Source organism: Bengtsoniella intestinalis (genome assembly GCF_039719005.1).
GTDB classification, from domain to species: Bacteria; Bacillota; Clostridia; order Oscillospirales; family Oscillospiraceae; genus Oscillibacter; species Oscillibacter intestinalis.
This window is the reverse complement of the sequence record NZ_CP133584.1, coordinates 3,050,632-3,073,965: the sequence shown is the minus strand read 5'-3', so window position 1 is coordinate 3,073,965 and position 23,334 is coordinate 3,050,632. Positions and strand designations below refer to the sequence as shown.

Sequence of the window (23,334 nt, the reverse complement as noted above, 5' to 3'; positions counted from 1 at the left end):
TATTAAAACATTGTGTTTTGTGTGCAGTTTAGCACGAGTTTTTCTTGATTTTTAGCATACTTAGTAGCAGTGTAAGCACCGCCATAATCTCGTGTAATATAGCAAATAATCACATCGCTATTTTGTACCATAAGGCGATTTCGCTTGCTGATGGCAAAGCGTTTTACTCCTGTTTCTAACCCCTCAAAAAAGATGCTGCCATCATACTGTTCATCAATGAAAGTATTCTTCGTCGGCATATAGGCAAGGGTAAGATACATTTTTATGTTGGGGTACTGTTTTTTCATCTGTATGATGGCTCTTTTTGCTTGCTCATCGAATGAGCCATATCCTCCGATATAGAAATCAGTTACTTGCAAAACCTCCACTGCATACTTGATGTGTTCTAACAGTTGGGATTCAATATTTTCAAGCACATGACGATGCCCAAAGAATGAGCAGATTTTGTGTTGTTCCATGACACGCTCCTTATCATTACGTTTGTCCTCAGTATTAAATTATAGTCCATTTGGGATATATCTTCAATACTAGACAATACTATTTTGATACCCAAATGAATAGTAAAATAGTATTAAGGAGGAATGTTCCAATGGATGTACTACAAAAAATCAAATCTCTGATGGCAGAACGACAGTGGACTGAATATAGACTTGCTAAAAATGCCAACTTATCTCAATCCACAATTAAAAATATATTCCAACGAAATAACGTCCCAACCGTTGCAACCATTGAAAAACTATGTGATGCCTTTGGTATTACGCTTTCTCAGTTTTTCGCCACCAACGATGATTTAGTTTCGCTCAAAGATGCTGATGTGGAACTATTGAAACATTGGAGCAAACTCAGTGATGAGCAAAAAGAAAGTTTTCTGAATGTGCTTAAAAATATGTAAGTTTGCCTTAATCAAAATCGTTAATAATCGCTTTCATAAATTGTCTTAAATAGCTTTTGATGTCTTTCACATCAAGGGCTATTTTTTCTATATCCTCGCCATAGATACTGCCTGTTTCGTTGGCACGTTTGGCAAGCTGATTGATGTTGTTACCAGTGCGTGACAGCTCCACGGAAAGCCTATTTAAAGGTTCCATATCTATCTCTATCATATACCCGTAAATCGCCATTCTGCGAAGATATACCCCTAAGTCTTGTGTGCCGATCAGTTCCATTTTTTGTTCAATAATTTGCCTTTCTTCTTCGGTTACTCGAAAGAAGATGGCTTGATTTCTTTGTCTTTTTGCCATGATTTCCTCCAAAAGAAAAAGGCTACCTTTCGGCAACCTTTTCGTAGTTAATATTATATTGTTTTCATCCTTGCTGCAAGGCTATCTATGCCATCCAGAAAGAAGTTAGCGACTGCCATCAGTCCAAATGGACTAAAGATAAAGCAGATGATATACGCTGTTAGTAGCTGTTGCCACGGGATAAATCCCATAAAGAAAATGATTGTTGCAAACCCTGCTAATAGATACGAGAGGACACTAACCAATCCACCACCAACTAGGGTTATAAATCTAAGGAAACTACTTGCAATCCCTAAGATAAGGGCAATGGGAAAGAGCAGTATTTTAAGTATAATTCGCATGAGAATGACCTCCTAAATATTCACTGTTTACAATTAGAATTTACCACATTAAAGCATTAAAGTCAAGAGTTTGTTGCGTTAGAAAAAATGGGGATAGCCACACCAGTAACTATCCCCATTTGCAGTCTTAACGGATTTCGGCTGTCTTATCATGTGTCGGCTGTTCCGAACGGAATGGGATTGCTTTTTCGCTAGTCATTGGCTGTGTTAGTTTTTTCAGTACCGATGGTCTAGGTGGTTCTTCAACAGTGGTAGTTTCCTTTTCCTCGTTGGTGGTACTGCTTTTATCCAACTCAATATTAAGCTGTGCCAATCGTTTCGATTTTTCTTTGTATTCATCCTCTTTGGGGAATGGTCTTGTACTTTCCGTTTTGGCTGATTCCAGTTCATCTTTCAACGTATGCAAGCGTTCTTCAAGGTTAGCAACCTTTTTCGGCATAGCATCTACTAGGTTTGCAATACGGCTGATATTACCTGTCACGCTGTTTTCTAGTTCGGTGGTATGGGTGGCACTTCCTCTAAGGGCAACGTGAAATTTACCGCCATCAATGTATAGTTGCATTGGCAAACCACGATATTCCCCTAAATCAATTCTATCTTCAGGGTTCTATAATGGACCCTAGAAACCAAACCAGCACTCGAAAAATTATCGTGAACGTGATACAATATCAAAAACGATAAACGAGAGGAGAACATATCATGCCACGAAGCAGTTACAGCGCCGAATATAAGGCCAAGATCGTCCTAGAAGTCCTCCAGGGTGAGAAGGAATTAAACGTTATCGCTGCCGAGCAGGGGGTTAATCCCAACATGATTCGCAACTGGAAGAAGGAATTTATATCCAATGCCAGTCAGGTTTTCGATGAGAAAAAGCAGGTCAAAGAAGCACATCGGAAGGAGGTTGCCCTGAAAAAAGAGAAGGAGCAGATGCTCCGCACCATCGGCCAATTGACACTGGAGCGAGACTTTATTCAGGGTGCCTTTCGGGACTGCGGCATCCCCGTCCCCAAGTTCCCTCAGGACTGACGCAGACCTGTCCATCCGCCGTCAATGTGAGCTGCTGGGTCTGCCCCGAGGGCAGGTCTACTACCAGCCTGTGGAGGTCGACCAGGAGGCCAAGCGCTGGCGGGAGCACATCATGGCACGCATCGACTACTGGCACACCCAAATGCCCTACATCGGCTCTCGAAAGCTGGTGACCAAGCTGGCCACCGACCAGATTTTTGTGGGTCGCAAGCTGGTTAGGCGACTGATGTGCGAGATGGGAATTCATGCTCTCTATCCCAAGGCAAATCTCTCAAAACGCAACTTTAAAGAGTCTATCGTACCATATTTGCTGAGAAATAAGGTTGTCTCGTTCCCGAATCAAGTGTGGTCAATCGACATCACTTACATCAAAATGCACCACGGGCACATGTATTTGACGGCGATTATCGACTGGTATAGCCGTCTGATTGTGGGCTGGAGTCTGTCCGATACGCTGGACACAGATAACGTCATCGCCGCTGTCCAGCGCGCAATTTCTAGCCACGGCACCCCCGCTTTTCTCAATTCTGACCAAGGATGTCAGTTCACAAGCTCCCAATATAAGGGGTTTTTGAAGGCAAATCACATTGTCCAAAGCATGGATGGTAAGTCCCGTTGGGCGGATAATATCATGATTGAGCGGTGGTTCCGTAGCCTGAAAACCGAGGAAATTTACCTCAACGAGTATCAAAATCCTAGGGTATTGCGCCGTGGAATTGGAAATTATATCAAGCAGTACAACACCTTCAGACCCCATCAAGCACTGGGAAATCAGACTCCAGAGGCCGTGTATGGGGCAGCCTTCACAACGCCAACCAACCACCTTGACAGTCTGGCACAGGCTGGTTGAGGACTGGTGGCGACGGGAGGTCGTGGGTTGTAGGCGGAGGCCGTTCCCCTCGCCTTTCCCATTGTACCAGCCTGACCCAGTCGGTCAAGGCAACCCTTCGGGCGGCTACCCTGGAGGTAACCACAACCAGGCTTGGCTCAGGAAGCAAAATAGGTTGTTGTGTTCACGATAAATTTTGAGGAAGTGGTCTTGACAGGGGGACCATTATATTCTTAATGCCTTTACAAGCCTCTATAATCGCTTCACCTGCGGTCTTGCGTTCGGTGTGGGTGATACCACCAATCGCCATTTGAAAGGCATCCTCTTGGGTTGCTGCACCCATCGTACCATCTTCGTTCAAAGTGGTAACTAGCTTGGTGATAGGGTGGTTTTCTGCTGTCAAAATATCTGCTTGCAAGCCTGCAATACGTTCTTCGGTTTTCTTGATTTCAATGGGATAATACTTGATGGCTCTATCCTCCATTTCATAACAGTTACTTTGGTGAGAAGAACGCATTAGCTTTAGCTTTGCCACTTGCACATCAAGATCCATTTTTTCCTTAATTCGCTCATCACCTGTGGCGAGTGCTTTTACCTCGGCATAGGAAAGAGCAGTGGCATCAATATCATCGGCAGAACGTGCGGGAGATTTACTGGTGAATATTTGCCCAAATACGGATAGGTAAAACTTTGATATAATCTCCATCTTTTCCCCCCGTTCACACCGTGCATGCGACTTTCACCGCACACGGCGTTCCATCGATTATTATGTTGTTTTAGTTAAAGTAAACTTACACTCTTTCGAGCAACGATTAAATTACAATTTCAAAAAGGTCGGCTTCTTTTCGCAAATTGTTTAGTTTTTGTAACTGAATATTTGTTAATTGCAGTTGTGTTAGGCAGTTTTGAATGGTTTCTTTTGTAGTTGCATGTATTAATTTATGGACTATATGATGAACGATAACAAGATTTCTGTATTTGTCTGTTCCACCTAAGTGTTTAGGTTTCTTGTGGTGGCAATGAATTTCTTTTAGTTCTAATATTTTACCACTCACACTACATTTCCCATGTTGTGCCGAGTATAATGAAAGTCTATTATCCATATACTCAACACTTCTATTCCCGTCATTCGCCCTCATTAAAGCGTGCAATATTCTTGTATTGATTTGCAGTTTTTTATGAATTTCTTCTCTTCCGTCAGGGGTATATTTGTTAATTGACCTCTTTTTCCACATTGGATTTTTATGTTGCACATAACCGACAGGTATTAAAGGCTTGCCTCCTACAAATCTAATCTGTGCACTTTTCCCGTATTGACTTTTAATATATCGAAATCCATATAAATCACCTTGTTTGGTAATTCTTTTCCTAAGCCTATTTTTGTGTACTGCAATCATTACACGAGATATTTCTGCACAATCCAAATTTATATGTGTAGCAATTTTATAATAATTATGCAAGCCAGATACTGAAGCATTGTAGCGATTTACAAACATCGCTTCTTCAGAATTATCTTTGGCATGTGACATCCTAATAACCAAAGTCTTAAGCCTATCCCTACTTTTATTTATTGCTTTATCACACATGTGTGATTTAACTACATAAGAATTACCTTTTTCTACTGCCTTGAGTTTAAACCCTAAAAATTCCGAATAACAATTTTTCAAATTGACAACTTTTGATTTTTCTTCGCTAATTTCAAGCTTGAGCCTTTCGGCAAGCCATGTTTTTACAGCAAAGAAAGTTTTGTTTGCATCGTTTTTGTTGCGACAGAAAATCTTAAAGTCATCAGCATACCTTACAATATGCATCTCTTTTAACTTTCCACGTCTAAAAGCACGATAAGCGTTACCACGATTCATAACCCCTTTATTATTGGGATAATCTGGTACTGTATGTGCAGGCATCTTTTCCCATTGACTAGCTACCCACCAATCCAATTCATTTAAGACAATGTTGGATAGTAGCGGTGATAACAGTCCACCCTGTGGTGTCCCCATCGTAGGGTAAATCACTTTACCACTTGGCAATTTAATAGGTGCTTTCAGCATTTCTTTCACAATACAAATCAGCTTTTTATCTCTAATTCCCATTTGCCACATTTGCTTAATGAGCTTTGCATGGTTAACATTATCAAAGAAGCCTTTAATATCTACATCTACAACAAAATGAAGGTTATTCTTTTGTATCATGACATAGCTTTGTGCAATAGCATGTTCGGCTCCTCGATTAGGTCTAAATCCATTGCTTCGTTCATGAAACTTAGCTTCGCATATTGGTTCAAGTACTTGTAACAAACATTGTTGTACAATTCTATCCCACATGGCGGGTATGCCTAGTGGTCTGGTTTTGCCATTCGGTTTGGGAATTTCTACACGTCTAACTGCTTTAGGTCTATAACACTCAAATTTCTTTCTTATGATTTCAATAAACTTTTCCTCATCAATTTTTTCAATGTCTTTGATGGTCATTTTATCTACCCCATAAGTATTACTACCACTGTTACGTTTAATATTTCGATATGCCAATAGTATGTTTTCTTTACTGGTTACAATTGGTATCAATTTGGAGAAAACTTTATTTTGCTTGCTATCTGCATACAATTTATCAAACGTGCCTTGTAAATCATAATATTCTATATGCCGTATTTTCTTGTGTTTTCGTTGCTTCGTTTGTGTCACAGGCATCATCTCCTTTCAGATTTGATTTTCTTTGTCATACTCGAAGCTGTGAATGTTTACTTTTCTATTCTTAAATCATAATAATCGACTAATGGCTGTTCCTCCATTCTCATTACAAGAACTTCTCAGGTCGTGCCATCACTCTCGCAAAGGGTTCACATACTTATGAATTCATATGTTGACTTTTCAAATTTTGGGAAAAGCCCCTTTACTTTCCACGTTTCAATCATCTTATCTCTGCATATACCCTTAGGTGCTTACTTTAAGCCTGTGTGCTTGGTATTGCCTGTAACAATACAAGGTATTTCATAAATTCAATTTTTACTTTACCTCACACACTATCTCAAAAGATACCCACACATTTCTATGTGCTACAACTATAGACCCGTACATTCGCAAGTTCGTCAGACTCTTTTTAGTCATTCTCACCATAGGTATTTTTTAGACCTCCGGCATATGGGTTACACCATTTATCCCTAAACAGCTTTCGTTGATATCTAAGTTTTATCATTACGGTAACTCTCTGCCGACTTCACCGAGCTTCTGAACATCTACCTTTTGAGTAGAGCCAGTCGGAGTATTAAGGTTGACGTTTCAGGACGTTACTCCATCATTCCATCAATCAGATGATTAATTCTACAAGTTTATTTTGCACCTCCTTTTACTTGTGCCTAAGCTTTTCACTTAGGAACGTGTCGCACTAAAGCGTTGCTTGTTTTCGATGAGTGACCAGTTATAGGCATCAAAGGTGTTTTCGGTAACATACTTAAAAATTTTCACTTCTTTATTTTCATTACCTTGACGTACAATTCGACCTTCTCGTTGTTCCAAATCTGCAGGACGCCACGGGCAATCGGTATGGTGCAATGCAACCAGTTTTGTTTGAATGTTTGTACCAGCACCACATTTTGCAGTGCTACCAATTAGTACACGCACTGTGCCTTTACGCACTTTGGCAAATAGTTCTGCCTTTTGTTGCTCCGTGCTTGCATCATGGATAAACTTGATTTCATCAGGTGGCACACCTTTTTCAATTAGCTTGTTTTTAATATCATCATACACGTTAAATGTACCATCGTAATGAGGGGTGGAAAGGTCACAGAAGATAATTTGCGTACCAAGGGTATCCGTGCTTTCCTCCCAAATATTAAATACATTGCTCACACAGGTGTTGATTTTGCTGTCCTCATCGTCTGCAAGCATATCATTGCCAAGCCTTTGGTCTAGGGCAAGTTTTCGCCCGTCTGAGGTTATCTTTAACATATTATCAACATTGGGTTCAACCTCTTTTTTACGCACACTATCGGCACGTTCTGCAAGGCTTTCTACCATTTCACGCTGAAACTCTGATGGCTTTGTTACCACCGTGATGTGTTCTGCTTTTGGCACTGGTAGGTTTAGCATATCGGCAGTTTGAATGTCAGATGCTTCTTTCCAAATGTTAATGAGTTCAGGCAAGTTGAAGAATTTTGCAAACCTTGTTTTGGCTCTAAAACCAGTGCCTTCTGGTGCAAGTTCGATAGCTGTCACTTTTTCACCAAAGTTTGCCGCCCAACTATCAAAATGGGTTAAATTCAGCTTTTCAAGGGTCTTGTATTGTAAGTATCGCATCATGGTATAAAGTTCGGTCATGCTATTGCTCACGGGTGTACCAGTGGCAAATACCACACCTTTTCCGCCTGTGAGTTCATCCATGTATCGGCACTTGGTAAACATATCGGTGGATTTTTGTGCTTCACTTTGCCCGATACCTGCAACATTTCGCATTTTTGTGTGGAGGAACAAATTTTTAAACATATGCCCCTCGTCTACATAGAGCTTATCAACCCCCAATTCTTCAAAGGTAATAACACTATCTTTGCGTTCTTGACTTGCCAGTTTTTCTAGCCTTGTTTCAAGGGATTTCTTGGTCTTTTCTAATTGCTTGACGGTGTAGCGTTCGCCATTTTGTGATTTTGCATCTTCAATGGCAAGGAGAATATCATCTATCTGTTTTTGCAAAATAGCTTCTTGCCTTGCAACCGATAAAGGCACTTTTTCAAACTGACTATGCCCGATTACCACAATGTCAAAATCACCAGTGGCAATACGACTACAAAAGGTTTTACGGTTGGCTGGCTCAAAGTCTTTTTTCGTTGCCACCAACACCTTTGCACCAGGATAGAGCTGATAAATATCAGCGCCCATTTGTTCGGTCAAATGGTTGGGTACAACAAAGAGTGATTTTTGATTTAAACCCAGTCGCTTGCTCTCCATTGCACCTGCAATCATGGTGAATGTTTTGCCCGCACCCACACAATGGGCAAGCAAGGTGTTTCCACCATATAGGGTACGAGCCACGGCATTGCTTTGGTGCTTGTTCAAGCGAATGAGAGGACTCATACCATCAAACTTGATATGCTGACCATCAAATTCACGGGGACGAGTGGAGTTGTAAATTTGATTATAAACTTTTGTCAGTTCCTCTCTGCGTTCAGGTGTTTTCCAAACCCATTCCTTAAAGGCTTCGCCAATGGCTTCTTGTTTTTGTTGGGCAATGGTGGTTTGTTGAGGGTTTAGGACACGTTTTTCTCGCCCCTCATCGTCATACACCTTGTCATAAATACGAGTATCACGCAAGTTTAGGCTATCTTCCATAATGGCATAGGCATTTTTGCGTTTTGTACCGTAGGTGGCATTGCTTTTGGGGTTGGCTCTGTCCTCAGATTTACCCCTAACATTCCATTCGCCTGTATGCTTGGAATAGTTGATGTCAATTCTATCGCCCTGCATATAACGTGGTGTGCCAAGCAGTTCAAACATAAACTGTGCATAGTATTTCGGATCAATCCATGTTGCACCGATACGCACATCAATTTCACTGGCAATCAGTTCTTTTGGTTGTACCTTTTCAAGCATTTCTACATTCACTGCAAATTCAGGATTGCTTTGTGCAACAGCCCTTGCGATTTCTAGCTTTTCACGCACATTGCCCGAAAGATATTCATCAGCAGGTAGCCATCCTACGAGATTTCCCTCGGTATGGGTTAGTGGGTCTTTGAAGATAACGCCTTTCAATCCATCAATCACATCAGGGATTTTTTCTGAACCACCAAGTAATCCCGCCATAAAGCCAATATCAACACAAGCTTTTTCTGAAATAGATACCGCCAATGCTTCGCTTGGGGTATCAACACTGGTGATTTTGGCAGAATTTTTGATGGTACGTTTGGTAAACATATCGGCTTTGCCTTTGAGTTTGCCTTCTTCGTCTAATTTTTCAAGAGAGCAAAGTAGAGGATAGGACACATCACTGGCAAAGGAACGCTTGCTTGCGGTGGCATTGATTAACCCATGCTTTTTGTTATACGCATCATAAAGGGTATTCAGTTCGCCTTGTGCCTGTGCAAGTGCTTCATCGGAACACTCATCCAGTTGCATTTCAATGATTTCTCTAGTTTTATCTCGCACTGCAATCAAATCTTTTACCCTTGCTGATTCTTTTGCCGAAAGATTGACTTCGTTCATGCGACTGTTTTCACGATAATACACTTTATCATCAACCACCACATAGCTAAAGTTTCGCACATCAGGTGTGGCACTGATAGAGGTATCTTTATCTGTTTCTTCGATGGCTGCCGTTTGCTTTAGGAGTGTTTGGTCAGGCATTTGCAGATGGGTAATGGCATTTTGTAATTGCTCTGCTAACGTGGTATCCGTATTCGGCATACAAGTGGATTCCATGCCAAACGGACCACTCACCATCGCCATCGTTCCCATAACCATTTGTGGGTTTTCTGCAAAGTATTGGTTGACGGCAACACCATCTTCGGTTGTACCAAGTTCCACCCAAGAGGGCATAACGGCAGGGGCATGGTCACGCTTTTGCAAGAAGATAATGTCCGAGGTTACTTCGGTATTGGCATTGGCTTTAAAGGCTGTGTTGGGCAAGCGAATGGCTCCTAACAGGTCTGCACGTTCTGCCAAGTAACGACGCACGGTATCGCTTTCTTTATCCAGTGTGCCTTTTGAAGTGATGAATGCTACAATCCCTCCAGCACGCACTTTATCTAATGTTTTTCCGAAAAAGTAATCGTGAATTAAGAAATTCTGCTTTTCATATCGTTTGTCAAATACCTTGTAATTGCCAAAGGGAACATTGCCCACTGCCATATCAAAGAAGTTATCAGGGAACGTGGTTTTCTCAAACCCTTTTACTTGCACATCGGCATTTTGGTATAGCTGGGTTGCAATTCTCCCCGTTAATCCATCTAGTTCCACACCGTATAAATGGCTGTTTTCTAGTTGGCTTGGGAGCATTCCAAAGAAGTTACCACTGCCAAGTGCAGGGTCTAAGATATTGCCGTCTTGTGGCACACCCATTTTCTGCATGGCATCATACATAGAACGGATTACCACAGGTGCGGTGTAATGTGCGTTTAGGGTACTTGCTCTAGCAGAAGTGTATTCGCTTTCGGTAAGTAATCCTTTTAGTTGCTGATACTCACTTGCCCAAGCAGTTTTACTATCATCAAAGGCATCTGCCAAACCGCCAAAGCCTACATATTCGTGTAAAATCTGTTGTTCCTCTAATGTGGCACGTCGGTTTTCGCTTTCAATGGTTTTTAAAGTTTCAATAGCTAAGATGTTTCGGGCAAATTTTTCTTTTAAACTGCCTGTACCCAATTCATCATTGGTAATATGAAAATTATGCTTTGGTGAAGTATCTACAATAGAGGGTGGTACTTCTTCAGGTTCTGCCACTAAACCACCATCAAACTGGAATGATACGCTGTCTTTCTCTGCTTTCCAAGCCTTGAATTTCTCATGGATTTCAGGGGTCATACTATCGCCCAACACTTCGCCATAAGGAGTAATAGAAGTAGTTTGCGTGGTGTAAACCAAACTGCCACTTTTGCCGACGGTGTATTTGACACCATCAGCGTTATAGCCAATGACATCTTGGTCATTGTATTTGCTGTAATCAAGGGTAAGGTCGTTAAAGTTATCAAAAAACAAAATGTCAGGTGGGGTTGGTGCTTGTTCCATTGTAAGCAAGGTGTCAATGGCTTTTTGTGCCTCTTCTTTTGTGGGGTAGGCTTGATAAATCAAGTCAGGATATTGATGCTTTTCCCAACCATCATAGTCAAACTCATTGTCATGGACAACATAAGAACGGTCAAAACCTTCTTCTAGCAATGCGACGGTATAGCGTGGTTCATCCTCGATAGTAGCAGTTTCCATCTCCACCTGCACGGCTTGTTGTGGCTCAATTCGTTCCTGTTCTAGCACCAAGTCACGGGCATGGCTGACACTTACCATTTGCATCACGGGTAGAGTGCTGTGAACATCACGCAAATACACGGTACCATCTTGATACTGCACTTGCTCGATGGCGAATAATTTGCCCTCATATTGCACCTGAGAGCCAACGGGAATAAAGTCACTTGCTTTATGTTCTGTTAAGAGTGTATGTTGGTCATTTTCAGCACCTAAGAAACGAAAATCAACCCCTTGCAAGGCAAGTTTTGTACTGGCAACACGCCAATCTGCCATATTTGTGCCAGTAATATAGGAGTTGCCAAGTTCGGGAATATCTCGCTGTAACAACTTGCTTCCAATCATCGGTGCAACTTGTTCCGCATCTTTGCCATAAAATAGTAGTAATTCGCCCGCAGCAACACCAATTACATCGTTAGGGTGTTCTGCTTTTTCTTGGAGGAATGCAAGCACACTTTGTTCGCTCTGTATCAGTTGCTCTTGAGCTGCAATCGTCTGTTCTTTGGTAGGGGGAGGAACTTCCTCTATGGTAGGAGTAACCACAGGTTCTGACAGTTCTAGTGGTTCAAGCTGTTCTCGTTCATCTTGGGCGATGATTTCCACCACTTTGTCTGCAATTTCATCAGGGGTAGCAGTATCATCAAGATGTTCCTTTGCAAAGTCGACGAGTTCCTCTGAAACAACAAAGCCTTTTTCTTCTAGCTTGTCAGAAACAGGAGTAGGGGCAGAAAAATCAAGGGTGAGTTGTCCGTATTCATCTGATTTGAGTGCAGTTTTTCGATTTCGCTCTAAGTTGCTTGCAAGACGGGTAATGTCATTTTCATCCACTGGCTTTGTTACGGTTGGTGCTGGCTTGCTCTGCGTTTGGCTTTGGCTTGGATAGACGGTGTAAGTGCCATTTTGATAGGCTGTCAATCCATCAAAGGCTTTTTGCATACTATCAAAACCACGTTCAACGGACAATGTATTTTTTAGGGCATAGTCCATCTGTTCTAATACATTTTCTACAAAATCAGGGTTTTCCAGTTGTTCGCCGATATGATCCGCCTTATCCCAATAGTAAGAGATATTCTTATCAAAAGGTCGCTCCAAATCGCTAGGGGCATAACTATAAAAATTAGCAATCATAGCACCTAATTGACGTTTTTCAAAACGTGGCAATTCAGCAACTTCCTCTGGGGTTAAGTAACGATTTTCCTTGATAAGTTGGGTTATCATTTTTGCATATTTTGGAAAGCTGATGGTAATTTCATCATAACGATTAAAATCAACATTACGCTCAATGACAATCCCTTTGCTACCGTAGACACTGCCACTATGTTCCTGCTTTAGAAAATCAACTTTTTCTTTCTCTGTATGATTTTCTTTGAAGAATGAGTAAATGCGTAGTTTGCCATCGGAAACACCTGAGCCACTGGCTATCTTTGCTGTGATTTCATCATTGGTGATAAAACTTGGGTTGGTAACACGAAAATCTGCTTGTGGTGTTGGAAAGACAATCGGCTCACGGTTCATGTCTTGAATGATATGGGGCATTTCATATAGTTTCATTCTGCCCATACGCATGATGCCACCCTCGGTGTTTTCATGGTCTTGTATCATTTGCTTGATACCTGCCATCATATCGGCAAATTTATCACTATCTTGAAAATGCTTTGAAATTTCATATAGACAATCGGGATACCCAAAACGGGTGACAATAGCATCTAGCTTTTCATTGGTATAGTCATCACTTCGGTCACGATACATAAAGGAATATGTTTCAGCGACACGGTGCATATAGGCTTCACGGGACTTCTCTAAAATGTCCGTTGGTACAAATCGACCATCTTCTAATAACCCTCTGATTTTTTCGGCTACTTGCTCCCAAGAGAGGGTAACTTTGTTGGTTGCAATTCTTACTTCATTGCCGCTTGCAATCTGCAAACCTGTTTTATCAAACCATACAGCGTATTTTTGCCCATCAATGACAAAGCCTTTGCCACCAGTACGATAATGGTTTTGTAGAAATTTTGCATTATCTTGTAAGTCAGTGGTATAGGCAAAGTGACCTGCTGTAATCAGTTGATTAAACTTTGTCAGTTCATTGCTGCCTGAAGATAGCACTTTATCTATTACATCTAGGGGAATGACATCGGTGTTTTCAGGTTTGGTTTGGGCAAAAGAAAAAGCAGTGGTTTGTTCCACTGCCTTAGCTTCTACAATATGTTCAATTTGTTGTTCCACCGTTGGGAATAGGGACATCTGCATGGGTTTCTTCGCTTGCTCCATACGGAATGTAGGCAGCACAAGATGATTGGTAAAGCCTTGTACCAAATCCCACGATAGTTTGGTTTCAGAAGTACGAGAGAGATAGGAGCCTTTCCAAACGGTAAGCCCATCAATTTCTGATTTGTAGCCAAGTCTTACATCTCCATGAGCAATTTCGGTGTATTCTTTGTTGATGCTACGCTCCATATAATCTGCACGGTCTGCAGGGTCAAAATGGGCAGAAAAATAAGCTGAAATTTCTTCCAGCTTATTTTTGAAGTGCATATCATGGCTTAAAATTGCCGTTAAGTATTCTTCGGAATGTTCCTCGGTCGTAACGAAATCTAGCAGTAAATCATTTCCCTTAGCACGACTTCTTCTGCCTGTGCTTTGATGTTCGTTACCATCTGCACCCAAAGCATTTGATTGCTTTCTTTCAGGCTCTCGGTCACGCCCTGTGCTTTCATCAGTTCGTCCATCATCAAGTCCACCTGTGCCTGTGCTTGTTCGTCCACTTGGCAAAGGTGTGGCCACAGACTCCCGTCTTGTAGCATTCTGCTGTACGTTCCTGATCGGCGGTTCTTCAGGTGGGTTTCCCTGAGCATCCCATACTTGCCCACTGTTTCGGGATAGTTCTCCAGTCCCACTGTTAGGTTCGGAATTTGATAATCCCCATTCTTTTGATACGTCAGATTGTTCATCTATATTTGCCCCTTTCACATTTACGATTTCTTGCTTTAAAGTATTAAAGTTTACATTTTTATTATAAGATAAATCAGTGGAATTTGCAACATGATTTTGCAACAAATTTTTGTCTATGGTTCGTGCAATGTCACCAATTTGTACAAGCATTTCTCTTGATACAAGGTTTAACGCATTGCCAAGATGTGAGAGAACAGCAGGGGTGTTAAATTCTAAGATTGCCCTGAAATCTTCATCATCAAGATATTCTTTCGGGTCAAAGCCGCAACGTGTAAGTGTAAGATACTGCACACTTGTTGTAAGAGCGTTGCGAAAGTTTACATCAATATTGAGGGTATCAAACCCCTCTAAGAAACTATCTTCTAGTTCATAGCTTAAATCGTGTAGAAACTCACGATAATGCTCGCCCACAGCACGGGCAGAAAATTCCATAAGCTGTTCTGCAAACGTGGCTTGCTCTGTTTGCCCATACATTTCTGTAAATTTCTCTAAGATGGGTTCGTGGTATAGGTCTTTCATTTCCCACAAGTAGGGTTTTCTAGCACCTTGCACGGCTCGTGTATCCGACACATCAAATAGATATTCTAATCGTGGCTTTTGCCCTGTGTTTTGTTTGATAAGGGCAATGCCTTTTGCACCACTTTTTACCCAACGGTTCATTTTACCGTTCCAAAGTTCCATTGTGGCACAAGCAGTGGCATCAGGTCTTTGGGCATGGATTGCAACCTGATCATCAAAGCTATATTTATACAATCTGCTTGCAGTTTCAAGATAGCCTTGCCAGTTGTCAATATTCTTGGTGACATCCTCTTTTACAGTGGTAAAAAGTGCTGTCATCTGTTCTAACTTTTTACTCATGCTTGTTTTATCCTCCTTTAGCGTTCCCGTAAAACGCAAAAAAGCCGCTACAAGGAGTTTAGTCCTCATAACGGCTTTTCATGGTTTATTGGTTATTTACTTATCTTTGTTTAGTCTATCATACTGTATTTCTTTTTCACCAGTAGATAGCTTGATTTTTTCTTTATAGAGTAGGGCATATTTCGTTTGTCCGACTGTATAATCGGTTGTTTCTTTTGGAAAAAAGGAACGGCAAAAGTAATTCTCGTCATTATCATTCTTCACTAAAAAAACGTAAATATCATTTCCATCAATAGGAGTAGATAGTAAGAAATCCGCTTGAATCATTGAAAAACTATGAAGCCTTTCATTATAGCGAAATACTAGATTGTTATTATCAAATACCGTTTCTATCTGTGAAAGGGGAGAAAAGCGATTTTCGATTTGTCCTACAAAGTCACTGATTGCAATATCTCGATAAGAAAACGAACCACTTAAAATTTCGCCAAAAATTTGACTACGATTTCTTGTAGCAACTTGCAAATCTTTGAGCTTTCCAAGTCCCATTAAATGATGAAAATGTACTGCTTCAAATCTTATATGTAATTCGGTAAGTTGATTTTTTCGCCCTAACACAATTCTGTATTCAACATCAAGCAAATTGTGAAAGGCGGTTGCACACGCAAGTAATTTGTCCATGTTTTTCCTCTCTATATAAATAAGCCACCTTGTTTGCACAAAGTGGCTTATGAGCATTTTCGTTCGGTATTTCTACCTAATCGGTTCGAGGTTAGCTGCACAACCCCTGCGGAAAGCTCCGTACAGCAAGGCGTTCCGATACCCCCCTGTACATCAACACTTGGCAGACACTCAGACGTTGCCTGTCGTTACTATTATTATACGCAAAAAACAAAAGTATGTCAACATCATAAAAAAATTTTACAATTCCTTGATAATTCGGTATGACTTAGCGTTCAGGTTCTTTTGATTTCTCTTTGTTTGTTATATCTTGCCCTGTTTTTGCCTTACCCTCACGAAGTTTTTGCAAAACAGAGGGTTTTCGCTCAGGATCATCAACCTTTGGTGCCTGTGCTTTTTCTGCTTTGACTTCCTCACGAGCATCTTCCAGTTCTTTTAAAATATCAGTAGGGTCTTGGTTGTTAATCAATCCATCAATCTGATTATAGTTTTGTTCGACGCTTTTTTCAACCGTTTCAAGAGGATTTTCGTGTTGCTTGGATTTCTCTGCCTGCAAGTCTGCAAGGTGGTCATGCAAATCATCAAAGCCATTCCACACATCATCAAGAACAAGCATACCAGAGCCATTCACGATAATACAAGCAGCTTCATCGCCATAGGTTTCGTGTTCAAGCAAATGATATGTTTCATGGTCAATTTTTGTGGTATCAACCACATACCAAGTGCCAATATGCCCATCCACCTTGATGTGGTCAGAATCAGGGGTGATAAGTTGCTCATTGCTTTCTTTTGGGAACAATTCTGATAAAACGTGGGTGTCATTATCTATGACAGCAGAGCCGAACTCACTTCTTGTCATAGATAAAATTTCATCTATGGTTGCCGTATTTTCATTGATAGCAGCAGTGGCAAAATCTTTCACTTTTTCAAAAGATACTTCATCTACTTTCAGCCATACATCACGACAATAGGAATTGAGTTTTGCAACATCTTCAAAGCTAAAGTTGCCCTCCAGTTCTTCTTGTAAGTTGCAAATGCTAATTGCTGTGGCAAGTTCATCTCGTGCAAATCGGTCATTTGACAATACTTGCACAAGGTCTTGTGGATTGCTTTTTGCGATACCCACCAGTTCTGTAAGATGGGTTTGGGTATCTACACCGTGAAGTTGTTCCACTACATTTTCAAATGGAATTTCCTTAAAACCAAAGCTATCTACAAAGTGATAGCTGATTTTGCCATCTTCTTTGAGTGCCACCACATCACCCACAGAAAGGCTATGCCCTGTAAAATCTTGTGGGTGGTCAATATTGAATTGAGTGTAAAGTTTGTTCAGCTTACTATCCGTAGACAAACCTTTTGTTTCTTCGTCCAGTGGAGCAGTGTAGACATTGTTGAAGTTGCCTTTTTCTATTGCAATGTTGTTGCGTTCCAAATGCGTTGCACCCTCAAAACGAAAATCACGGGTGTAATCGCTTGTTTTTAACTGATAAATAGCATAGCTTGCATCTTGGGTATTTTCAAATTGAAAATCCTTTAATTGTGATGCTGTGTGTTCCTGTTCGCATGAATCGACTTCCTCGCAAAAAGCATCAAAGTCAATCATTGTAGCAGTTCTATCTAGCAAGCTATCCTTGCCGATGAACACCTCAGCTTCAAGAATACTGTCTATGGCATCACCGATGGAAATGTCAGGGTCATCATAAACACCCCCATCTGTAACCACCATATTTCGGTCATAGAAGTTGTAGTTCCACCCCTCGGTGTGTTCCTCAATCATAAAATAGCCATCGCCAACCTGATAGGTAGCATGACTTTCAAGTTCTTCCTGCTTGCGTTTTTCTTCGGGTGTTAGCTTTAAAACCATATCTTGTTCCATTGTTTTTCCTCCTACAATATAAATTAAGGTTTAAGGCACGGCTGCCAGCCGTGTCTTTTGTCTTTTTGTTGCCTAAGCTGTTAGAATGGGAGAGAACAGGTCTGGCTCTGTTTTCCGAGGGCTTACACGCCCGCAAAGGAGTCCGCCAGCCGCCTCTCTCGTTCGCAGCATTCGATTTGCGCAGGTTGTGCCACCAAGACTGGTGCGTTCGTGTCACTCAGGAGATTGAACAAGCAGCGAAGAAAGCGGAATGCCTAATCAAAATACATGGAGGAAACAATATGAACGCAGTCGGAATCGATATTTCCAAAGAATTCAGCGTGGTAGCCGCCCTGCGGCCTATGGGTGAGGTGGCGCTCCCACCTCGTACTTACCAGCACGACAGCCACAGCATCGACGTACTGGCGCAGGAAATTCTTGCGTTGGGTGCGGACACCCGTGTCATCATGGAGGCCACTGGTCGTTACCACGAACCAGTCGCCCAGACACTGAGCCAGCACGGTATCTACGTCAGCATTCTCAACCCACTACTCATCAAGCAGAGCGGTGGTGGCTCCATCCGCAAGGTTAAAACCGACAAAGCCGATGCCCTAAAAATCGCAAAATACGGGCTTGACAATTGGGTGGATTTGCGAGAACATACACCTATGGAAACCATACGACAACAATTAAAGCTCTGCACACGGCAGTACAATTTGTACATGAAAACCATTGTTTCATTGCAAAACAACCTAATTTCTCTCTCGGATAAGACCTTTCCAGGCGTCAACGAGCTGTTTTCTAGTCCTGAGCGCAAGGATGGTCATGTCAAGTGGATTGATTTTTTGGCTACATTTTGGCACTGTCACTGCATTGCAACCGTCAGCGAAAAGTCCTTCACAGACCGCTATCAAAAATGGTGCAAGCGAAAGGGGTACCATTTTCAACCCAAAAAGGCGGCTGAAATTTACGCAAAAACCCAGAAAATGATTGTCACTCTGCCCAAAAACGACTACGCAAAATTGTTGGTTGTGACGGCGGCCAAGCAACTCATAGCCTCCAAAGAAACCCTCTCTGAGATGAAAATCGAGATGAACCGCATGGCTAAAGAGTTGCCCGAGTACGACACCGTCATGGCGATGTACGGCGTAGGCGAGGCCACTGGCGTACAGCTGATGGCGGAGATTGGGGATGTGCGTCGCTTCGCCCACCGCAGCTCCATTGTGGCGTTTGCAGGGGTGGATCCGTCGGTCAACCAGTCAGGCAAGCAGACCTCTCAAGGCGGAAAGACCACCAAACGTGGCTCGCCCCACCTGCGCAAAACGCTGTTTCAGGTGGTGTCTACCTACGTCAAGAAGAAGCCTGAGGACGAGGCGGTGTACCAGTTCATAGACAAGAAACGTGCCGAGGGCAAGCCCTACTACGTCTACATGACGGCCGCACAGAACAAGTTCCTGCGGATTTATTACGCTCGGGTCAAGGAGTGTATGCTGGCTCTGGAGACCGCCAGCGAGGGCTAAGTGACGCTAATTTCATAGTTTTTCAGGTCAGTGATTACACCTTCTTTCTCTGGCCTGTTTTGTTATGCCTGCTTTGTCATCTCACAATTTTTGTGAGATTTTTTCATTTTAGGGCTTGACTTTTATTTACAGGACTCCTTTGGTTTGATTTTTAGGTACAAAAAGCACCTACCGAGGTTGGTCGATAGGTGCTGTGAAGATTTATTTTTGCGTGTTTGGTGTTCGTAATTAGTAATGTTAGCTTACTTAAAATGGATTCTGTGCTTTCACAGGCAAATTGCTCATTTTATTCTATGGGAATTGTTTCTTCATAAGTTTGTGTAATAGTTGTATTTAAGCTATCATTGAAATTGTTAAAAGATACCATTGATATTACAATCATAAAAATATTGAATACAACGACAGCAATGATTATGCCTAAAATCACTTTCCATATAATGCGTGAACGCCTATTTTTAATAGCGAGCTGTTCATTTATTCTTGCAAGTTGCTGTGAAATTTCGTTTTGCTCCGTTTCATTTGCACTTGATTGAACGCTGCCACCTAAAAGTTCGCTTGTGGTTACTTCAAAGAAATCTGCAATTTTTATAAGCATTTCAGCATCAGGAACAGATAGTCCTTTTTCCCATTTTGAAATAGTTTGACGAACAACATTTAACCTTATTGCTAATTCTTCTTGCGTAAATCCTCGTTGTTTTCTTAATGACTTGATTTTTTCATTTAACATAGCAAATACCTCCTTTGCACTTTAATTATAGCTGATATTTGCCCATTGCCACAAGCAACGCATATTAACATTCGTCATAATGAAGCTAAATACTATATAAATTCGCTCTACTACTCAACTTCTTTTAGCAATTCCTCAGCCGAAATGCCAAATAGTTTCGCAAGTGCTATTAAATTTGATGTACTCGGGTCGGAAGCACCACTTTCCCATTTAGAAACTGCTTGCCTACTAACACCGATAGCTTCCGCTACAAACTCTTGTGTCATTTTACACTTTGTTCGATGTTGTTTTAAGGCTTCTCCAAGAGAGACTCTTGTTTTAGATTTTTCTTGCCGAATATCTGTTGACTTAATATACTTCAATAGTGCTCGACATATTAGCGAAAGTAGAAAAATAAACCCTGCGAAGAAAATCAAACCAACAAATCCCATTATTAATGTTAATCTCATAGTTAACATCTCCTTTCTTGTTGGTTATATTTTAACAAATTTAAGAAGTTGCGACCACCAACTATCGAGATAATATAGGTTGCATTCTAGTTGCGAACTAAAAAACAAGCAAAATTAATATAAAATTGACGGTATTCCCACCATCCAGTTCGTTATTCGAGATTATAAAAACAATCTCTGCTTGTTTCAATTATACCACGGGAGAATATCGAAAGTCTACCACACAAATATGAACATCAATCTGTTTACTATTTCCCAAATTCCATCTTAAACCCGACAAATTTCCCACCAGTATCATCAAGCACCACAGTGCAATCGTAGGTTTTGCCTGTCTTTTCTGAATAGCAGCCTGTTAGCTTGACTTTACCTTTTGAGATAAGGTCTTTTGCCATCTTCTCGGTAAAGGTCTTTTTCTTTGCAGTGAAAAACTTGTTTTCTTTCCAAAGGGCAAAGCCACAAGCCTTATCTTCACAGCAATATCCCTTTTTGTTTTCAAGGACATCTTTCCCACATCGAGGGCATTTCCCAATGGTTTTGCCACCATTGGTACGTGGAAATAGAGCATCACTGCCTTTTACCACTTCGTATGTGCCAATCAAAGATTTTACCATATCGGCAATTTCAGCTAGAAACCCATCTGCACTGAGTTCTCCTAGTTCAATGGCTTTTAGCTTTTCTTCCCACTGTGCCGTGGTTAGTGGTGAGCCAATCACTTCGGGTAAAATGGTGATGAGTGCAGTGCCTTTGTCTGTGGGTATCAGATACTTGGTCTTTTTATCGCCTTTACGCTCTAGCAAATTCACCTTGACCAGTTTTTCGAGAACACCGGCACGAGTGGCTGGTGTTCCAATTCCACAAAACTCTTTGTCAATATCTTCATCACGTCCTGCGTTCTCCATTGCAGACAAAATGGTATCTTCAGAGACACATTGTCAAGAGTGACTTAAGAACTTTTCTCGAAATCCGCTTTATAGTGGCGAATAATCAGCTTTTTTAGCTTATCTCTTGCAGTTTCTGAACTTCTTTTGCTGGGATGAAATTTGACTTGATAGGTGATGTTGCCAATCCGTTTGCGCATCACTGGTGTGTCGGTCTGGGTTTCGATGGGACGTTCTTCGTTGCTCAATGTAGGTGTCCTCCTTATCGGTCGTGTTGGTCTCGGCTCTGTGGCTCTGTGTGGGGCTGGTCACGCTGGGCTATCTCGGTGCAATGGCGTACCTTCAAAAGCTGTGTTAGCTCCTCTCTAAGGGGCTTGTAGGCCTCGTAGTCCTGTGCTTGCTCCTGCCGTAACTGGTCTTGCTCGTTGCGCCATAACTTGAGGGGGAGTTTGCCTGTCTCGGTGAAGTATGGGGTCAGCTTGCGCTTCGCCATGTAGTATTGCCGTAGCTCACTTTCGTGGCTGGTTTTGAATGTCTCCTGTCTGCCCTTAAACTTGATGTGGGACATTTCCTCGAATACAGGGAGGGTCTTGCCGTACATCTCTGCATAGCGGAGCAGTTCGTCTAGCTCCTTCACTCGCTTACCCTTGCTGTCCATTGCCCCTTTCAAAGTATCAACCCTGTCACTGATGGACGTGACTTTGCCCTCTAGGTCAGCCAGAGTGTGAAGCCGTTGCTCGGTGAGATAGTTGATGGCTTTGGAGAAATCCTTCAAGTTCCCCAGCTTGGCCTTGCCACTCCATGCGGTGCGATTGCGCTGATTGTAATAGCTCTGCAATAGCTCAATGAGGGAGGGAGAAGTCGGGGGCTGTGGTGTCTCACGGACTTCTTTGAGCCAAGTGAGCAGTGCGGTGATTTTGCCCTTGAGGTCTCGAATGCTGGCATTGGTGGCGGTAATCCATCGGTTGCGATTGCCTTTGCCTGTGGGGGTACCCTTGGCCTCCATTTCTCGGACGGCTACCCCCTCGTGGATGGTGGGGATTTGGTCAATGCCCTGTCGCTGATAGGAGCGGTTGTCCACTCGCTCTATCGCCCCTCTTCGGGACAGTGCCTCGTTGACGGTCTCAGCCCACTTTGACCGCCAAAATTCTAGGGTTTCTGGCTTGCCCCAATCGGTGGTCGCTACGGCATCAAAGAGGGCGATGCCCTTCTCGTCTCGCAGGCGATTGCCCTCGCTGTCGGTGCGATATACTCGCCGTTGCTTGGCTGTCCATTTACCCTGTTCGTCCAAGGGTCGGATGGGACAGAGGACGTGGAAGTGAGGGTTTGGATTGCCACCCCGTTCACGGTCTGGCTGATGGATGGCATAGTCGGCAATCATGCCACGGCTGACAAAATGCTCCTGCAAAAACTGCCGTGTGAGGGCGATATTTTCTTCCATTGACAGCTCGTTTTGTAGGGCGATGTCAAAGCTGTATGCCAACTGTGCCGCCTTGCCACGCTCGGCACTTTCCACGGCATTCCATAGGGTTTGGCGGTCAGAATATTCTGTCGGTGCATGGGTGGGGAGAAGGATTTCCGATGTGACAACACCCCCTTTTTTCGTGAAGTCGTTGGTCTCGCCATAGCGTTCGCTGAACAGGGATTCGCCTGCCCGATAAGCGGCGGCGGCAATGACTGATTGCCCAGCACTTCGCTTGATTTGGGAGACACTAAAATGGAAAAGAGCCATTAGGTTTCCTCCTGTGGGAGCAGAGGAATGACGGATGGATGGGATAGGATGTGATTCATGAGCGCATAGAAGTCTTGCTCGGACAAGTGGACGGTGGAGGGGGCGATGCTTTCGATGGCGGCACCCTTGGTGATGAGGCGATGGACTCGCTTTTTCCTGTCCCCCTCCTCATAGTATTTCACTCGTTGACGGAGACGGTCTAGCTTGTGCTTGTATTGGGTCAGTTTTAGCTGTGCGGCCTCCTCTTCTTTTCGGATTTCTTCCAGTGTTTTCATCGTGTATAAACCTCCGTTTCGTAATTTTTGGCA

Annotated in this window: 19 protein-coding genes and 1 pseudogene; 4 read left to right on the top strand and 16 right to left on the bottom strand. The window is 42.4% G+C overall.

Annotated features, from left to right (window positions below; translation table 11 throughout):
• Positions 1-2 precede the first annotated feature (2 nt).
• On the bottom strand, positions 3-458 hold the full coding sequence (locus RFF05_RS14700) for a hypothetical protein (protein WP_409967790.1): 456 nt from the start codon (positions 456-458) through the stop codon (positions 3-5).
• 131 nt (positions 459-589) lie between these two features.
• Between RFF05_RS14700 and RFF05_RS14695 the strand changes: the two genes are divergently transcribed.
• Positions 590-892 carry a helix-turn-helix domain-containing protein gene (locus RFF05_RS14695; RefSeq protein WP_409967789.1) on the top strand — a complete coding sequence of 101 codons (303 nt, stop codon included), beginning with the start codon at positions 590-592 and terminating at the stop codon, positions 890-892.
• A 7-nt stretch (positions 893-899) separates the two neighbouring features.
• Here RFF05_RS14695 and RFF05_RS14690 read toward each other — a convergent pair whose 3' ends face one another.
• The 3 genes from RFF05_RS14690 to RFF05_RS14680 all read right to left on the bottom strand — a co-directional run bounded on the left by RFF05_RS14690 (position 900) and on the right by RFF05_RS14680 (position 2,150).
• Entirely contained in the window at positions 900-1,241 is a 342-nt protein-coding gene (locus tag RFF05_RS14690; RefSeq protein WP_409967788.1) for a plasmid mobilization protein, read from the bottom strand.
• Positions 1,242-1,294: 53 nt separating this feature from the next.
• Complete coding sequence (locus RFF05_RS14685) at positions 1,295-1,582, bottom strand: hypothetical protein (protein ID WP_409967787.1); 288 nt, start codon at positions 1,580-1,582, stop codon at positions 1,295-1,297.
• Positions 1,583-1,709: 127 nt separating this feature from the next.
• A complete protein-coding gene (locus RFF05_RS14680; RefSeq protein WP_409967786.1) occupies positions 1,710-2,150 on the bottom strand; it encodes a hypothetical protein in 441 nt (146 codons plus the stop codon).
• A gap of 131 nt (positions 2,151-2,281) precedes the next feature.
• Here RFF05_RS14680 and RFF05_RS14675 point away from each other — a divergent pair, with 131 nt between their 5' ends.
• Both RFF05_RS14675 and RFF05_RS14670 read left to right on the top strand, forming a co-directional pair.
• Positions 2,282-2,608 carry a transposase gene (locus tag RFF05_RS14675; protein WP_409967432.1) on the top strand — a complete coding sequence of 109 codons (327 nt, stop codon included), beginning with the start codon at positions 2,282-2,284 and terminating at the stop codon, positions 2,606-2,608.
• Positions 2,559-3,458 carry an IS3 family transposase gene (locus RFF05_RS14670; RefSeq protein ID WP_409967433.1) on the top strand — a complete coding sequence of 300 codons (900 nt, stop codon included), beginning with the start codon at positions 2,559-2,561 and terminating at the stop codon, positions 3,456-3,458. Before RFF05_RS14675 ends, RFF05_RS14670 begins: the two co-directional genes overlap by 50 nt.
• 163 nt (positions 3,459-3,621) lie before the next feature.
• Here the strand turns inward: RFF05_RS14670 and RFF05_RS14665 are convergent, their stop codons facing one another.
• From RFF05_RS14665 to RFF05_RS14640, 6 genes are all read right to left on the bottom strand, one after another.
• Positions 3,622-4,143 carry a hypothetical protein gene (locus RFF05_RS14665; protein WP_409967785.1) on the bottom strand — a complete coding sequence of 174 codons (522 nt, stop codon included), beginning with the start codon at positions 4,141-4,143 and terminating at the stop codon, positions 3,622-3,624.
• A gap of 106 nt (positions 4,144-4,249) precedes the next feature.
• Positions 4,250-6,124 carry a group II intron reverse transcriptase/maturase gene (gene ltrA, locus RFF05_RS14660; protein WP_409970123.1) on the bottom strand — a complete coding sequence of 625 codons (1,875 nt, stop codon included), beginning with the start codon at positions 6,122-6,124 and terminating at the stop codon, positions 4,250-4,252.
• A 678-nt stretch (positions 6,125-6,802) separates the two neighbouring features.
• The gene (locus RFF05_RS14655; protein ID WP_409970122.1) at positions 6,803-13,156 is read right to left on the bottom strand and encodes an N-6 DNA methylase; all 6,354 of its coding nucleotides are present in this window, start codon (positions 13,154-13,156) and stop codon (positions 6,803-6,805) included.
• Between the two features lie 815 nt (positions 13,157-13,971).
• Positions 13,972-14,328 (bottom strand): TnpV protein, encoded by a 357-nt coding sequence (locus RFF05_RS14650; RefSeq protein WP_409967784.1) that lies wholly within the window; start codon positions 14,326-14,328, stop codon positions 13,972-13,974.
• 955 nt (positions 14,329-15,283) lie between these two features.
• On the bottom strand, positions 15,284-15,865 hold the full coding sequence (locus RFF05_RS14645; RefSeq protein ID WP_409967783.1) for a PBECR4 domain-containing protein: 582 nt from the start codon (positions 15,863-15,865) through the stop codon (positions 15,284-15,286).
• A 268-nt stretch (positions 15,866-16,133) separates the two neighbouring features.
• A complete protein-coding gene (locus RFF05_RS14640; protein WP_409967782.1) occupies positions 16,134-17,741 on the bottom strand; it encodes a YodL domain-containing protein in 1,608 nt (535 codons plus the stop codon).
• Between the two features lie 281 nt (positions 17,742-18,022).
• Between RFF05_RS14640 and RFF05_RS14635 the strand changes: the two genes are divergently transcribed.
• Positions 18,023-19,240: an IS110 family transposase gene (locus RFF05_RS14635; protein ID WP_409967781.1), complete on the top strand. Its 1,218-nt coding sequence runs from the start codon at positions 18,023-18,025 to the stop codon at positions 19,238-19,240.
• Between the two features lie 286 nt (positions 19,241-19,526).
• On the opposite strand, the gene RFF05_RS14630 is transcribed toward RFF05_RS14635, so the two are convergent.
• The 6 genes and pseudogenes from RFF05_RS14630 to RFF05_RS14605 all read right to left on the bottom strand — a co-directional run bounded on the left by RFF05_RS14630 (position 19,527) and on the right by RFF05_RS14605 (position 23,301).
• The gene (locus RFF05_RS14630) at positions 19,527-19,967 is read right to left on the bottom strand and encodes a helix-turn-helix domain-containing protein (RefSeq protein ID WP_409967780.1); all 441 of its coding nucleotides are present in this window, start codon (positions 19,965-19,967) and stop codon (positions 19,527-19,529) included.
• 110 nt (positions 19,968-20,077) lie between these two features.
• Positions 20,078-20,416, bottom strand: a complete 339-nt coding sequence (locus RFF05_RS14625; protein ID WP_409967779.1) for a helix-turn-helix domain-containing protein — start codon at positions 20,414-20,416, stop codon at positions 20,078-20,080.
• 248 nt (positions 20,417-20,664) lie between these two features.
• A pseudogene (locus RFF05_RS14620) lies at positions 20,665-21,330 on the bottom strand (DNA topoisomerase); the annotation flags it as partial.
• Positions 21,331-21,359: 29 nt separating this feature from the next.
• The gene (locus tag RFF05_RS14615; RefSeq protein ID WP_409967778.1) at positions 21,360-21,542 is read right to left on the bottom strand and encodes a transposon-encoded TnpW family protein; all 183 of its coding nucleotides are present in this window, start codon (positions 21,540-21,542) and stop codon (positions 21,360-21,362) included.
• A gap of 14 nt (positions 21,543-21,556) precedes the next feature.
• On the bottom strand, positions 21,557-23,026 hold the full coding sequence (mobQ, locus tag RFF05_RS14610; RefSeq protein WP_409967777.1) for a MobQ family relaxase: 1,470 nt from the start codon (positions 23,024-23,026) through the stop codon (positions 21,557-21,559).
• Positions 23,026-23,301 (bottom strand): DUF3847 domain-containing protein, encoded by a 276-nt coding sequence (locus RFF05_RS14605; protein WP_409967776.1) that lies wholly within the window; start codon positions 23,299-23,301, stop codon positions 23,026-23,028. The genes mobQ and RFF05_RS14605 overlap by 1 nt, the downstream gene beginning before the upstream one ends.
• Positions 23,302-23,334 lie beyond the last annotated feature (33 nt).